This window comes from Pedobacter sp. ASV12 (assembly GCF_016429155.1).
Taxonomy (GTDB): domain Bacteria; phylum Bacteroidota; class Bacteroidia; order Sphingobacteriales; family Sphingobacteriaceae; genus Pedobacter.
On record NZ_JAELUC010000038.1, the window covers coordinates 21,665 to 35,035 of the forward strand.

General features: G+C 45.6%; 12 protein-coding genes. 10 read left to right on the plus strand and 2 right to left on the minus strand.

Annotated elements, in window-relative coordinates:
- Positions 1-52 precede the first annotated feature (52 nt).
- The gene (locus JHD69_RS10890) at positions 53-1,321 is read left to right on the plus strand and encodes an NAD(P)/FAD-dependent oxidoreductase (protein WP_199140205.1); all 1,269 of its coding nucleotides are present in this window, start codon (positions 53-55) and stop codon (positions 1,319-1,321) included.
- On the opposite strand, the gene JHD69_RS10895 is transcribed toward JHD69_RS10890, so the two are convergent.
- Both JHD69_RS10895 and JHD69_RS10900 read right to left on the minus strand, forming a co-directional pair.
- Entirely contained in the window at positions 1,314-1,688 is a 375-nt protein-coding gene (locus tag JHD69_RS10895; RefSeq protein ID WP_199140207.1) for a hypothetical protein, read from the minus strand. The two genes, JHD69_RS10890 and JHD69_RS10895, sit on opposite strands and share 8 nt — an antisense overlap.
- A gap of 194 nt (positions 1,689-1,882) precedes the next feature.
- Positions 1,883-2,287, minus strand: a complete 405-nt coding sequence (locus tag JHD69_RS10900; protein WP_199140209.1) for a hypothetical protein — start codon at positions 2,285-2,287, stop codon at positions 1,883-1,885.
- A gap of 257 nt (positions 2,288-2,544) precedes the next feature.
- On the opposite strand from JHD69_RS10900, the gene JHD69_RS10905 reads away from it, so the two are divergent.
- From JHD69_RS10905 to JHD69_RS10945, 9 genes are all read left to right on the plus strand, one after another.
- On the plus strand, positions 2,545-3,303 hold the full coding sequence (locus tag JHD69_RS10905; RefSeq protein WP_199140211.1) for an alpha/beta fold hydrolase: 759 nt from the start codon (positions 2,545-2,547) through the stop codon (positions 3,301-3,303).
- Positions 3,293-4,519: a sterol desaturase family protein gene (locus JHD69_RS10910; RefSeq protein ID WP_199140213.1), complete on the plus strand. Its 1,227-nt coding sequence runs from the start codon at positions 3,293-3,295 to the stop codon at positions 4,517-4,519. The genes JHD69_RS10905 and JHD69_RS10910 overlap by 11 nt, the downstream gene beginning before the upstream one ends.
- Before the next feature lie 53 nt (positions 4,520-4,572).
- A complete protein-coding gene (locus JHD69_RS10915) occupies positions 4,573-5,010 on the plus strand; it encodes an RrF2 family transcriptional regulator (protein WP_199140215.1) in 438 nt (145 codons plus the stop codon).
- A 244-nt stretch (positions 5,011-5,254) separates the two neighbouring features.
- Positions 5,255-7,339 carry a HEPN domain-containing protein gene (locus JHD69_RS10920; RefSeq protein ID WP_199140217.1) on the plus strand — a complete coding sequence of 695 codons (2,085 nt, stop codon included), beginning with the start codon at positions 5,255-5,257 and terminating at the stop codon, positions 7,337-7,339.
- Positions 7,336-8,112: a uroporphyrinogen-III C-methyltransferase gene (cobA, locus tag JHD69_RS10925; RefSeq protein ID WP_199140219.1), complete on the plus strand. Its 777-nt coding sequence runs from the start codon at positions 7,336-7,338 to the stop codon at positions 8,110-8,112. Before JHD69_RS10920 ends, cobA begins: the two co-directional genes overlap by 4 nt.
- The gene (locus JHD69_RS10930) at positions 8,096-9,604 is read left to right on the plus strand and encodes a TSUP family transporter (protein WP_199140221.1); all 1,509 of its coding nucleotides are present in this window, start codon (positions 8,096-8,098) and stop codon (positions 9,602-9,604) included. The genes cobA and JHD69_RS10930 overlap by 17 nt, the downstream gene beginning before the upstream one ends.
- A 2-nt stretch (positions 9,605-9,606) precedes the next feature.
- Positions 9,607-10,305 carry a phosphoadenylyl-sulfate reductase gene (locus JHD69_RS10935; protein WP_199140223.1) on the plus strand — a complete coding sequence of 233 codons (699 nt, stop codon included), beginning with the start codon at positions 9,607-9,609 and terminating at the stop codon, positions 10,303-10,305.
- A 34-nt stretch (positions 10,306-10,339) separates the two neighbouring features.
- Positions 10,340-11,245 carry a sulfate adenylyltransferase subunit CysD gene (cysD, locus tag JHD69_RS10940; RefSeq protein WP_199140224.1) on the plus strand — a complete coding sequence of 302 codons (906 nt, stop codon included), beginning with the start codon at positions 10,340-10,342 and terminating at the stop codon, positions 11,243-11,245.
- Between the two features lie 120 nt (positions 11,246-11,365).
- Positions 11,366-12,613, plus strand: coding sequence for a sulfate adenylyltransferase subunit 1 (locus tag JHD69_RS10945; protein WP_199140226.1), 1,248 nt, complete (start codon positions 11,366-11,368; stop codon positions 12,611-12,613).
- Positions 12,614-13,371: the final 758 nt, after the last annotated feature.

The window sequence follows — 13,371 nt, forward strand, 5'->3', positions numbered from 1 at the left end:
ATAGTAGCAATTTAACAATAACAACAATAGCAGTTCCCCCTTTACATCAATCATGAATCCTTATCCGGCTAAACCCTCAGTAATTATTATCGGCGGTGGCATTATTGGTCTTTGCTCGGCCTATTACTTGTTAAAGCAAGGCTATCAGCCTACGGTCATTGATCAGGGAAACCTGTTGGATAACTGTTCTTCGGGCAATGCAGGCATGATTGTGCCCAGCCATTTTGTGCCTTTGGCAGCACCTGGGATGATCAGTCAGGGAATTAAATGGATGTTCGACAGCAAAAGTCCATTCTATGTCAAGCCTTCCCTTAATCCGGCATTGCTTTCGTGGGGTGTGAAATTTTGGAAACATGCCAACGCCCAACATGTGGCCAACTCGGCCGTACCACTTCGCGATCTGCATTTGTTGAGCAAGCAATTGTATGACGAGCTGGAAAAAGAACCTGAATTGGATTTCGGGCTCGAGAAAAAAGGCATACTCATGCTCTACAAAACACAGGCAACGGGCCATGAAGAAATCCACTTGGCCAGCCAGGCGCAGCAATTGGGGCTAGATGTGGCCGTACTCAATGCCCAACAAGTACAGGATTTAGAGCCAGATACCGAGTTAAATGTATTGGGAGCGGTACATTACCGTTGCGACGGCCATTTATATCCCAATGCTTTGGTACAGCAACTTATTGCCTATTTGCAACGCAACGATGTGCAGCTAATCACCCATTGTAAAGTAACTGGCTTTGAAATAGACCATGGAGAAATCAAGGCCATAAAAACAGAAAAGGGAAATTTTGTGGCCGACTTAACGGTCATGACTGGCGGAGCCTGGCTCCCAGAGCTCGCTAAAATGGCCAAACTCAATATCCCGGTCATGCCAGGCAAAGGTTACTCCTTCATGGTCGACCCTCAACAAAAGAAAATACATCATCCGGCCTTGTTGCTGGAAGCCAGAGTGGCAGTTACCCCTATGAATGGCCAGGTACGTTTTGGCGGAACGATGGAAATTGCACCAATCAATAAACAGATCAACCAAAAAAGAGTACAGGGCATCGTTGATGCTATTCCACAGTACTATAAAGACCATCAGGTAGCCATGCCCCAGTTGGATCAAATATGGTATGGCTTTAGGCCCTGCTCGCCCGATGGCTTGCCTTATATCGGCTATAGCCAGCATCTCAACAACCTGATTATTGCCGGCGGACACGGCATGATGGGACTGAGCTTAGGGCCTGCTACAGGTAAACTAGTTGCTGAGCTAGCCTTAAAGCAGCATGGCCTATCGGTTCCGATAACGGCCTTCGGGCCCGAACGCTTCAAATAGCGAGGCGTTTATAGCGCAACAGGTAAAAGGCAAAGCCTGCAGCAATGAGCACTAACACAGTTGACAGCTTATCTAGGGGCAGGCTGCAACTATTGGTATAAGTTGCTCTAAGGCCGCAAAGACCACTAGCCACAGAGCATGGTGTAGTACTGGTTGTCGCTACCCAAGAACATCCGGGAGGTACATCTACATAGGTAGAAAATGAATAATTAGATCCTCCACACAAACTCGTTCCGCTTGCTGGAGAGTAGAACAGCCTGCTTGTTGGAATGGATGAGCCTTGTAAAATACAGCCTGTATAGGTTTGGGCTTTGGAGGCAAAAGCAATAAGAAGGATGATGAAAAAAACAATTGATTTTCTTTTCATAGTAGCTCAGAAAATCCAAAGCAAGTGCCAAGGACTTTTTGGGGAGCCATCATGCATCGTTAGGGTTGCGTTAAAATTGGCTTAGGGTCTCAAAAAGAACCATTTTTTGAGGTTTGATGACATTTGTTTGGGTTGGTTTTTATGTTTGCCAACGCCGATGGAGCCGGAAAATTAATCTACGAATCGAGGAGCTTTTACGCGAGCAGCGGCCTGCTGCGCCTCCTCAACAACGAAAAGACCGCGCCGCCTACAAGCAGCAAAGCTGCCCAGGCATAACCATCCAGTGGACAATTGTCTATCACGTAATTTCCCTTTACGCCGCAACCGCCGCCTACAATACAGTTTCGATAATTGGGACTGGTGATAAGACTTAATGGATTTGGAGAAACCGTACACTGCGGACTAAAAGTAGTATATACGTTAGGATCGAAACGTTCAACATTGTTAAAGCCATTGCAACTGGTAAAGGTGCCCAACGATTTGGTGTACACTTTGTAATCGGCAATGTAGGTGTCGTAGGTTACAATGCAACCACTTTGGGCTTTGGCATTTAAACTTAAAAGAAAAAACAGGCTAAAGAATAGGTTAATGATTTTCATAATAGGATGTTAAGATTAATCTATGGTTTTCAAACGGAGTGCCATTGATGACCTTAACGCCTATAATTAATCAAAGGTTTAATATGTTAATTTTTGGTTATTTTATTTAATTTTGAGTGTATCTATGATTGTTTAATTGTCTATAATTAAGTACCTTATCTCGTTAATATGTATTAAATATATTTAATCTATAGATTTAGTAGTATTTATTTAAAATATTGCTATTTTTGAGAAGTTTTGATTCAAAGAACTTTTCCATGCAATTATCATTCACTTCGACAATAAGCGTTCAACAAGATTTGACAAAGGACCGGCCTATTGTCCTGCTTCACGGCCTATTGGGGCAGTTGAGCAATTGGAAACACGTTAAAGAACGTTTTGGGTACAAGTATCGGGTTTTTGCGCCCGAATTACCTTTGTTTAATGGATTGCGGGGCAACAACCTCGAACGGTTGGTGCAGTTTCTGGAAAACTACATTGTCCAGAACCAAATCGACCAGCCGGTTCTGGTCGGCAATTCGTTAGGTGGGCACATCGCCTTGCTCTATACGTTAAAACATCCCAAAAAAGTAGCTAAACTGGTACTTACGGGCAGTTCTGGTCTATACGAGAACACATTTGGAGGCACTTTTCCAAGAGTTAAGGATTATAGCTACATCAAAGGGAAGGTAGAAGATGTTTTTGAGCGGAAAGAAGTGGTAGACGAAGCCCTGGTTAACCACATTTTCGAAATCGTGCAGCAAAAATCAAAAGCTTTAGCCATTATCGGTTTGGCCAGAGATACACAAAAACAAAACCTTAAAAACCAGTTGCCCCACATTAAAGTACCTACTTTGCTGCTTTGGGGTTTACAGGATGTGGTTACGCCTCCGGCGGTTGCCGAACAGTTTAAGGAACTATTGCCACAAGCTAAGTTGCATTACCTCAACAATTGTGGCCATGCGCCCATGATGGAACAACCCGAACTTTTTAACCTGCACCTGAGTAATTTTTTAGCCAGTAACTATGCCTGTTAACTACTTGGCTTTTGCCATTCCAGCCTTTTTCCTTTTTCTGTATCTCGAATATCAGCTGGCTGTTAGGCTAAAGAAAAAGCACCTGTTCAGGTACGAGAGTTCGGTAGCCAACGTAAGCATTGGCATAGCAGAGCGTTTGCTCAATTTGTTTGTTGCCGGTAGTTTCTACGACCTTTTTCAGTATATCTATAAAAATTATGCTTTATTCCACATCCCCAATACCTGGTGGGTGTGGGTATTACTCATTTTGATTACCGATTTGATTTGGTACTGGTATCATCGGTTGGGGCATGAGGTTAATTTTTTATGGGCGGCCCACATCGTACACCACCAAAGCGAGGAGTTTAACCTCAGCGTATCGGCCAGGATTACGACCTTTCAGGCCTTGATCAGGAATGTATTTTGGTGTGCTTTGCCCTTTTTGGGCTTCCATCCGGCATTGGTGATGGTTATTTTGACCGTTCACGGTACTTATTCGTTCTTTACCCATACCCAGCTGATCGGTAAGCTGCCCTGGCTCGAATATGTTTTCATTACGCCCTCCCTGCACGGTGTACACCATGCCAGCGACGAGAAATACCTCGATAAAAATTACGGCGATGTATTTGTGTTTTGGGACAAGTTGTTCGGCACTTTTCAGCAAGAAGAAGAAGCGCCCCAATATGGTTTAACGCACCCCATTAAAAGCCATAGCTTTCTGTGGCAGCATTTTCACTACTATTTGGAACTGGATGAGGCCGCCAGGAGGGTAGGAGGCTTGGGCAACAAGCTCAAAGTTTGGTTCGGCCATCCGGCTACCATCGATCAAGCCATCAGGCCGGTCTTGGAAAGACGTTTTCTACAGCATCAAGTCAGCGGGCCATATCGCTTTAAATTTAAGCAATACCTTAATTTTCAGCTCGCGCTTTCGGTCTTGCTGCTTACTTTCGTTACAGCCTGTTTTGCTTTTTTGGGGCTCGACGATAAGCTGTTTGTTTTAGGCTTTGTATTGATTACGCTGGTCAACTGTGGCGCCCTGCTCGAACAGCGCAAGTGGATTTACTACCTCGAATGTATCAGGCTGATGATGCTGGTGGCCTATGTTTTCTGGAAGTTCGATCTCTTTGCATGGATTTTTATCCCGGCGCTGATCCTTATTTTGCTCGAAAGGATCTTTTACCTCAGCCAACTGTACCGCAATTATGTGCTGCGATACGAAAAGGTAGAAAAAGTATAGTCGAGAAGCTGCAATAGCCTTTGCATTTCTAAATTTTTATTAGCTTTGTTCATATGCTGTCTAAAAAAACAAAGTATGCCATAAAAGCATTGGTGGTTTTAGGAAAAAACATCAATGAACCGCCAATGCAGATTGCCCGTATTGCGGAAGAGGAGCATATTCCGAAAAAATTTTTAGAGCAGATCTTGCTTGACCTGCGTAATGCAGGCTACCTGTACAGCAAAAAAGGTGCTGGCGGTGGATATAGCCTCAATAAAAACCCGGCTGATATTTACTTGGTCGATATTTTGCGCATTACCGATGGCCCTATTGCCATGGTACCCTGTGCCAGCCTTAAGTTTTACCACAAGTGCGACGAGTGTCATGATGAGGTAACCTGTGGCATCCGTAAGGTCTTTATCGATGTGCGCGATGCAACGCTGAAAGTATTGAGCGAAACCAGTATCGCCCAGATCATCGAAAAGGAAAAAGCACCTTTGCTCGATCTTTAACCATTCTTTTACGGTATTGCCAACGGTTTCCGATTTGACTGTCGAAGCCGTGAATGGCTTGTTGCGCGATTGAATTACCCTTGATTTTTGCGTTGGCTGTAACCCCAAAAAGAAATAAAATAAAAAATAAATTACTACTAAATCTATATACTTTATATATTTGCTAGAATTAAGCTGATTGTTCAGACTGTTTTTAGCCTGCAAAAAGCTGATAGCGAATAAAAACTACCTATAAAAACACCGAATGCAGAGTTTCAGAACAGAATTAGAAAATCCTATAGTAGAGCAGGATATCATCGATTTAGAAAAAAAGATCTATGATTTCAGGGCGGGTAAGATACACGAAGAGCGTTTCAGGAGTCTGCGTTTGGCGCGTGGCATTTACGGGCAGCGTCAGCCTGGCGTACAGATGATCCGCATCAAGCTGCCTTTCGGAAAATTGAGCTTCAAACAATTGTTGCGTATTGCGGCTATTGCCGACGAATATGCCAATGGCAACCTGCATTTAACCACCCGTCAGGATATACAGATCCACTATGTGAGCCTAGATCGAACCCCCGAGCTGTGGGCCAAGCTAGAGCAGGATGATATTACCTTGCGCGAGGCTTGCGGCAATACGGTAAGAAACGTAACCTCATCGCCCAATGCGGGCATCGATCCCGACGAGCCTTTTGATGTTTCGCCTTATGCCCATGCCGTGTTCAGCTATTTCTTGCGCAATCCCATTTGCCAGGAGATGGGGCGCAAAATCAAGATTTCGTTTTCATCAAGCGATAAAGATACGGCCTACAGCTATATCCACGATTTGGGCTTCATTCCCAAACTCAACGAAGCCGGAGAAAGGGGCTTTAAAGTAATGTTTGCCGGCGGCTTGGGCGCACAACCCTTTTTGGCCAGTGCCGTGCACGAATTTTTGCCCGAAGACCAGCTTATTCCTTTCAGCGAATCGGTATTGCGTGTTTTCGACCGTTATGGCGAACGCACCAACAGAAACAAGGCCCGTTTAAAATACCTGGTGCAGAAATTAGGGTTGGAAGAAGTGCTGCGTTTGGTAGAAGAGGAGCGATTGGCCAATAAAGTAAAAAGCTTTACGGTTGACCGTAATTCGGTACAACAACCCGAAGTGCCTGTTGCCGTCGACTACCCGAAAGTTGAAATTCAGGACCAGCTGCGCTACCAGCAATGGCTAGACACCAACGTGGTTGAACAAAAACAGCAGGGTTTTTACGCCGTTTATGTAAAAGTGCAGATTGGTGATATCAAAACCGATCAGGCGAGGGCCTTTGTAGCCGCGGTGAGGCCTTATGTTGCCGATGAAATCCGCGTTACCCAAAACCAGGGATTGTTGCTCAAATTTGTACGTAAAGAAGCTTTGCCAGTGCTTTATGCCAACTTGCATGAACTTGGCTTGGCCGAATTGGGCTTTGATAGTTTGGCCGATATTACCACTTGTCCGGGAACAGATACCTGTAACCTGGGCATATCAAACAGCATGACCTTGGCCAAGGTATTGGAACAGACCATTCAGCACGATTTCCCGGAGTTTATTTACGAAAAGAACATCAAAATAAAAATCAGCGGCTGTATGAACTCTTGTGGCCAGCATGGTTTGGCCGAAATTGGTTTCCACGGCAGTTCGCTTAAAGCAGCAGGCAAGGTAGTGCCGGCCGTACAGGTAATGCTGGGTGGCGGTACCGTAGGCAATGGTGTAGGCCGTGTAGCCGAACGTATAATCAAGGTGCCGTCAAAAAGGGCAGGCCTGGTGTTGCACGTCTTACTAAACGATTTTAAGGCTCAGGGCAATGGAGAAACTTTCCATGCTTATTATGATGGCAAAGGCAAGGATTATTTTTATCAGCTTTTAAAGCCCCTAGCCGATTTGAATGAATTGCAGGCAACAGATTTTGTGGATTGGGGCCATGAAGAGACCTTTGAAACCGCTATTGGCGTAGGCGAATGTGCCGGAGTGGTTATCGATTTGGTGGCCACTTTGTTGCTCGAGGCCCAAGAAAAACTGGACTGGGCCACAAGAGCCCTGGCTCATGGCGCTTATGCCGATTCGATTTACCACACCTATAGCGTATTGGTTAGTGCAGCCAAATCTTTGCTGCTCGACAAAGGCATCAACAGCAGCACGCAAATTGGTGTAATCAAGGAATTTGATACCCAGTATGTAGCAAATGGAGAGTTTGCTTTCGAGCCCAGCTTTCAGGAAATCGCCTTGCAAATCAACAAAAATGAGCCTAGCCAGGCTTTTGCCGAAAGTTATTTGGCTGTCGCACAACAATTTTTAACACAAATCAAAGCCAAGAGGGAGGTTACCGCATGAGCAATTTGAACGTAGATAAAGAACCCAAAATAACCCTTTTGGGCGCAGGCCCGGGCGATCCGGACTTGCTGACCCTGAAAGGCGTAAAGGCTTTGCAAACGGCCGATGTTGTACTTTACGATGCGCTCATCAACGAAGCTTTGCTGGCCTACGCACCCGAAACGGCTATCAAAGTGTATGTGGGCAAACGTTCTGGCGAACATTCGTACCAGCAAGATGCCATTAATAAGCTGATGGTAGATTATGCCCTCAACTTTGGCCATGTGGTGCGCCTAAAAGGAGGCGATCCTTTTGTATTTGGCAGAGGCTACGAAGAATTAGACTTTGCCGATTCGTACCATATCCCGGTAACGGTTATTCCGGGTATTTCAAGTGCTATCGGGGTACCGGGTCTGCAGCAAATTCCGGTAACCCATCGTGGTTTAAGCGAAAGCTTTTGGGTCATTACCGGCACCACCACGTCGGGTGCTATTTCGGCCGACATCTACCAGGCAGCCCACACTAACGCTACAGTAGTGATTTTGATGGGCCTGAAGAAATTGGCACAGATTGTTGCGGTTTTTGAGAAAGCGGGCAAAGATCAGCTGCCGGTTGCCGTTATCCAAAATGGCTCGGCCGCCGACGAAAAATTTGTCGTTGGCAAAGTCAACACGATTGTGGATATCGTCAAAAAAGAGAAGATAGCGGCTCCGGCCTTATTGGTTTTTGGCGAAGTGGTTTCCCTGCATCCCTCATTTAAAACATTGATCCAGTCTTATGCAAATATTGCCTAGCCTTCAGCAAGATCCTGTTGCCCTCGAAGAAAAAGGCAACCAGCTGTTTCCGGTTTTTGTAAAACTGAACCAGTTGCGTACCTTATTGATTGGGGCTGGCCATGTGGGATTGGAAAAACTAAACGCCATTATAGGCAACAGCCATCAGGCACAGGTAACTGTGGTGGCCGAACAGGTTTTGCCAGCTGTACTGGCTCTGCAGCAAAAGCATCCTTATTTAACCATCAAGCAAAAATCTTTTGAACCAGCTGATTTGGAGGACGTGGATATTGTTTTTGCGGCAACGAACAATAACGGGCTCAACCAACAGATAAGAACAGCGGCCCATCAAAAAGGGCTGCTCATCAACGTAGCCGACCAACCCGCACTGTGCGATTTTTACCTGGGCTCCATTGCCCAAAAAGGCGATTTGAAAATAGCCATTTCTACCAATGGCAAATCGCCCACCATTGCCAAGCGCTTAAAGCAAATCCTTAACGAGAGTTTGCCTAACGAACTGGAAGAAACGCTTATCAACATGAACACCTTGCGCCAGAGCCTCAATGGCGATTTTGCCAAAAAGGTTAAAAAACTCAACAAGGTAACCGAAATTTTGGTGAAGCCCCGCAAAAGCTTTTGGGAAGCCAACCTCAAATGGATGATTTGGCTGGCCAGTATTTTGCTGATCGGTACAGCCGGATTAACGCTATGGAATACCGAGCCTGCATTTCAGCATTTCCTGATCAATATCGATCCGTTATTTTACTGGTTTTTGGGAGCTGGTTTTGTGTTTGCCATGATTGATGGAGCCATTGGCATGTCGTATGGCGTAACCTCGGCTTCGTTTTCGTTAACCATGGGCTTGCCGCCGGCATCGGCCAGTATGGCCATCCATATTTCTGAAGTGCTAAGCAACGGCATTGCGGGTTGGATGCACTACCGCATGGGCAATGTGAACTGGAAGCTGTTTAAAATATTGATTATTCCGGCCATTATCGGTGCTGTTCTGGGCGCTTACCTATTGTCGTCGCTAGAGCATTACAGCCAATATACCAAACCCATTGTAGCGGTTTATACTTTGATATTGGGAGGTATCATTTTGATGAAGGCCTTCAACATCAAAAGAAAGAAGGCTGGGCACAAAATCAAAAAAATAGGCATTCTTGGTTTTTTCGGTGGCTTTATCGATGCCGCATTTGGCGGAGGTTGGGGTTCTATCGTCCTGTCGAGCCTGATTGCCGGCGGCAGGCATCCCTTGTTCTCTCTGGGCACGGTAAAAATCAGCCGTTTTTTTATCGCCACGCTCAGCTCGCTTACTTTTTTTACCATGCTGGGAGGCAAATACTGGGAGGCCGTTGTAGGCTTGATTATCGGCAGTGCTTTGGCAGCACCGATCGCGGCCAAGGTTTCCAATCGTATTTCGGCCAAAACCATTATGGTGGCAGTAGGCATTATCGTAATGGCCGTGAGCCTGCGTAGCGTGGTATCTTTTATCTTAAAATTGATTGAGTGAAGATGGATATAGATGCAATCAAAAAACAACTCCTAGGTTTAGATCCGGTAGCACAATTGGCCTTATTGGCCGATTTATTTCCGGGTAAAATCGTGTTTTCGACCAGTTTTGGCTGGGAAGACCAGGTGGTTACCCATCTCATTTTCGAAAACAACCTCCCCATCAAGGTATTTACGCTCGAAACAGGCAGGCTGTTTCCAGAAACCTATTACGTTTGGAACCGCACCTTAGAAATCTACCAAAAGCCAATCGAGGCTTATTATCCGCAAAACGATCTGTTGCAGGAGATGGTAAACGCCAAAGGCCCCAACAGTTTCTATCAATCGGTTGAGAACAGAAAGGAATGTTGCTACATCCGCAAAATAGAACCCCTGAAAAGGGCATTGGCCGGAAACGAAATCTGGATTACCGGTATCCGTGCCGAGCAAAGCCAGAACCGTGAGCATATGGATAACCTGGAATGGGACGAAGGTAACCAACTGGTTAAATTCCATCCCATCTTCAATTGGTCGCTCGAAGAAGTGAAGGCGTACATCAAACAGCATCATATTGTGTACAACACCTTGCACGATAAGGGTTTTCCGAGCATCGGCTGTATGCCTTGTACACGAGCCGTAAGTGCGGGCGAAGATTTTAGGGCCGGTCGCTGGTGGTGGGAAGACCAATCGAAAAAGGAATGTGGCCTGCATGCCGCATCCTAAGCAATTAACATTTACAAATTGAAGAATAGAGAACATGAGTAGGTATAATTTAGATTATTTAGACGAGTTAGAGGCCGAAGCCATTCACATTTTACGCGAAGTGGCAGGCCAGTTCGAAAAGCCGGCTTTGCTGTTTTCGGGGGGCAAAGACTCGATTACATTGGTGCGTTTGGCCGAAAAGGCATTTAGGCCTGGCAAGTTTCCCTTTCCATTGGTCCATATAGATACCGGCCATAATTTTATAGAAACCATCCAGTACCGCGACGAAATGGTAGCCCGTATTGGCGAAAAGCTGATTGTAGGTTCCGTACAACAATCGATAGACGAGGGGAAGGTGGTGGAGCAGACCGGCAAAAACGCCAGCCGAAATGCCTTACAAACCGTTACGTTGCTTGATACCATTCAGGCTTACGGATTTGATGCCTGTATTGGCGGTGCCCGTCGCGATGAGGAAAAAGCCCGCGCCAAAGAGCGTATTTTTTCGGTAAGAGACGAATTTGGCCAATGGGACCCGAAAAGGCAGCGCCCAGAACTGTGGAATATCTACAATGGAAAAATCCACAAGGGCGAAAACGTTAGGGTTTTTCCGATCAGCAACTGGACCGAGCTGGATGTATGGAATTACATCCGTAGGGAAAATATCGCTTTGCCAAGCATCTACTTTGCGCACCAGCGTGATTGTGTGGTCAGAAATGGCCAATTGATGGGTGCTACGCCATTTTTGAATATGGATGAAGAAGATGTGGTTGTCAGTAAAAAAGTTCGTTTCCGAACCGTTGGAGATATGACCTGTACAGCTGCGGTCGAATCGGAAGCAATCCATATCGACGATATCATTGCCGAAATCAGCCATTCAAAAGTCAGCGAGAGAGGAGCCCGCATGGACGATAAAGTATCAGAAGCCGCCATGGAAGACCGCAAAAAAGGAGGATATTTTTAAAGAACAATGCGGTAGGAGATCTGAAAAAACAGTCCGTAAATTTTAACCCCCTGTCTCATATCTCAAATCTCACATCTCATATCTCACATCTCATATCTCACATCTCAAATCCAACAAAAAATGAACATACTAAAATTCTTTACGGCAGGCAGCGTTGACGATGGCAAAAGCACCCTCATCGGCCGTTTGCTTTACGATACCAATTCAATTCTGGCCGATCAATTGGAGGCCTTGCAAAACGCCAACCGCAAAAACGACGATGGCACCATCGACCTGGCCATTTTAACCGATGGCTTGCGTGCCGAAAGAGAGCAGGGCATTACCATCGACGTGGCTTATAAATATTTCCAAACCGAGAAACGTAAGTTTATCATTGCCGATACCCCTGGACATATTCAATACACCAGAAACATGGTTACGGGTGCTTCTACGGCCGATTTGGCTATTATTTTGATTGATGCACGCAACGGTGTGGTTGAACAGACCATTAGGCATACCTACTTGGTGTCGCTGCTGGGCATCAAGGAAGTGGTAGTGGCCATCAACAAAATGGACATGGTAGGTTATAGCGAAACCGTATTTAATGCCATTGTAACCAAGTATAAGGCTTTGGCCTTACAACTCAACCTTAAACAGGTTACCTACCTGCCGGTAAGTGCGCTAAAAGGCGATAATATTGTGCACCGCTCTGGGCAAATGGCTTGGTACGATGGCAAAAGCCTCATTGAGCTTTTGGAAAAGGTAAACACCGAAGAACAGCAGCAAGGGCCTGCGCGCATGCCAGTGCAATGGGTAATCAGACCGCAAACAGACGACCTGCACGATTATCGAGGCTATGCAGGCCGGATATTGAGTGGTAGTTTTAAAGTAAACGATAAAGTAGTGGTTTTGCCTTCGGGTAATCGTTCAACCATCAGTAAAATCGAGTTTTTCGACAATGAATTGCAGGAGGCTTTGGCTGGACAATCGGTAACCATTCATTTAAAGGATAATGTTGACCTAAGCAGGGGAGATACCATTGTGAATGCTTCGGCCGTACCCCACGAATCGAAACTGATAGAGGCCGATTTATGCTGGATGGATACCAGGCCTTTAGGTACCGAATTAACGTATTTGATCCAACATAACAGTACCTTGACCCGTTGCAAGATTTCCGAGCTGATTTACAAGGTAGACATCAATACATTAGAAAAACACAATGCATCTTCATTTGCATTGAATGATATTGGTAGGGTTGTGCTTAAAACGGCAGCGGCTTTGGCATTCGACTTATACGGTGACAGCCGTCAAAACGGATCGGCTATTTTAATTGATAGCCGGACCAACCTAACCGTGGGTGCCTTGATGTTTCGGGCTGCGGTAGAATAGCTTTGCACCGGCAGGTTGGCATGAACCCTGTGGGCCAAATAATATTGGATTAGTTATTTGATATATGAACTATCGCCATAAATGGGCTGATTTGAGGTAGTCTAATCTGTCGATCCGTGGCTTTTGTTTTTTGAAATTAATCGCTTTATCTCGCTGATGGGGTATGCCTGTCTCGACCCCGATAGTTTTGGATTTGCAATCCGAAAAGTGAACTTTAGCCACAGACTAACAGATTTCAGGCGCATAAGGTCTAATCTGTCCATCTGTGGCTTTTTGTTTTTTGAAATTAAGCGCTTTATCTCGCTGATGGGGTATGCCTGTCTCGATCCCGATAGTTTTGGGTCTGCAATCCGAAAAGTGAACTTTAGCCACAGACTAACAGATTTCAGGCGCATAAGGTCTAATCTGTCGATCCGTGGCTTCTGTTTTTGAACCATTAAGAAATTAAGCGTTTTATCTCGCTGATGGGGTGCGACTATCTCGACCCTAATGATTTATCTACAATCCGAAAAGTGAACTTTAGCCACAGACTAACAGATTTCAGGCGCATAAGGTCTAATCTGTGGATCTGTGGCTTCTGTTTTTGAACCATTAAGAAATTAATCGCTTTATCTCGCTGATGGGGTATGCCTGTCTCGATCCCGATAGTTTTGGGTCTGCAATCCGAAAAGTGAACTATAGCCCTGTCTCTTATACACATCTAAAAAGGGGGGGGGGGGGGGGGGGGGGGGGGGGGGGGGGGGGGGGGGGGGGGGGGG

Coding starts and splice junctions, on each gene's coding strand:
- JHD69_RS10890 (WP_199140205.1), top strand. CDS start 53: ATGAATCCTTATCCGGCTAAACCCTCAGTAATTATTATCGGCGGTGGC.
- JHD69_RS10895 (WP_199140207.1), bottom strand. CDS start 1,688: ATGAAAAGAAAATCAATTGTTTTTTTCATCATCCTTCTTATTGCTTTT.
- JHD69_RS10900 (WP_199140209.1), bottom strand. CDS start 2,287: ATGAAAATCATTAACCTATTCTTTAGCCTGTTTTTTCTTTTAAGTTTA.
- JHD69_RS10905 (WP_199140211.1), top strand. CDS start 2,545: ATGCAATTATCATTCACTTCGACAATAAGCGTTCAACAAGATTTGACA.
- JHD69_RS10910 (WP_199140213.1), top strand. CDS start 3,293: ATGCCTGTTAACTACTTGGCTTTTGCCATTCCAGCCTTTTTCCTTTTT.
- JHD69_RS10915 (WP_199140215.1), top strand. CDS start 4,573: ATGCTGTCTAAAAAAACAAAGTATGCCATAAAAGCATTGGTGGTTTTA.
- JHD69_RS10920 (WP_199140217.1), top strand. CDS start 5,255: ATGCAGAGTTTCAGAACAGAATTAGAAAATCCTATAGTAGAGCAGGAT.
- cobA (WP_199140219.1), top strand. CDS start 7,336: ATGAGCAATTTGAACGTAGATAAAGAACCCAAAATAACCCTTTTGGGC.
- JHD69_RS10930 (WP_199140221.1), top strand. CDS start 8,096: ATGCAAATATTGCCTAGCCTTCAGCAAGATCCTGTTGCCCTCGAAGAA.
- JHD69_RS10935 (WP_199140223.1), top strand. CDS start 9,607: ATGGATATAGATGCAATCAAAAAACAACTCCTAGGTTTAGATCCGGTA.
- cysD (WP_199140224.1), top strand. CDS start 10,340: ATGAGTAGGTATAATTTAGATTATTTAGACGAGTTAGAGGCCGAAGCC.
- JHD69_RS10945 (WP_199140226.1), top strand. CDS start 11,366: ATGAACATACTAAAATTCTTTACGGCAGGCAGCGTTGACGATGGCAAA.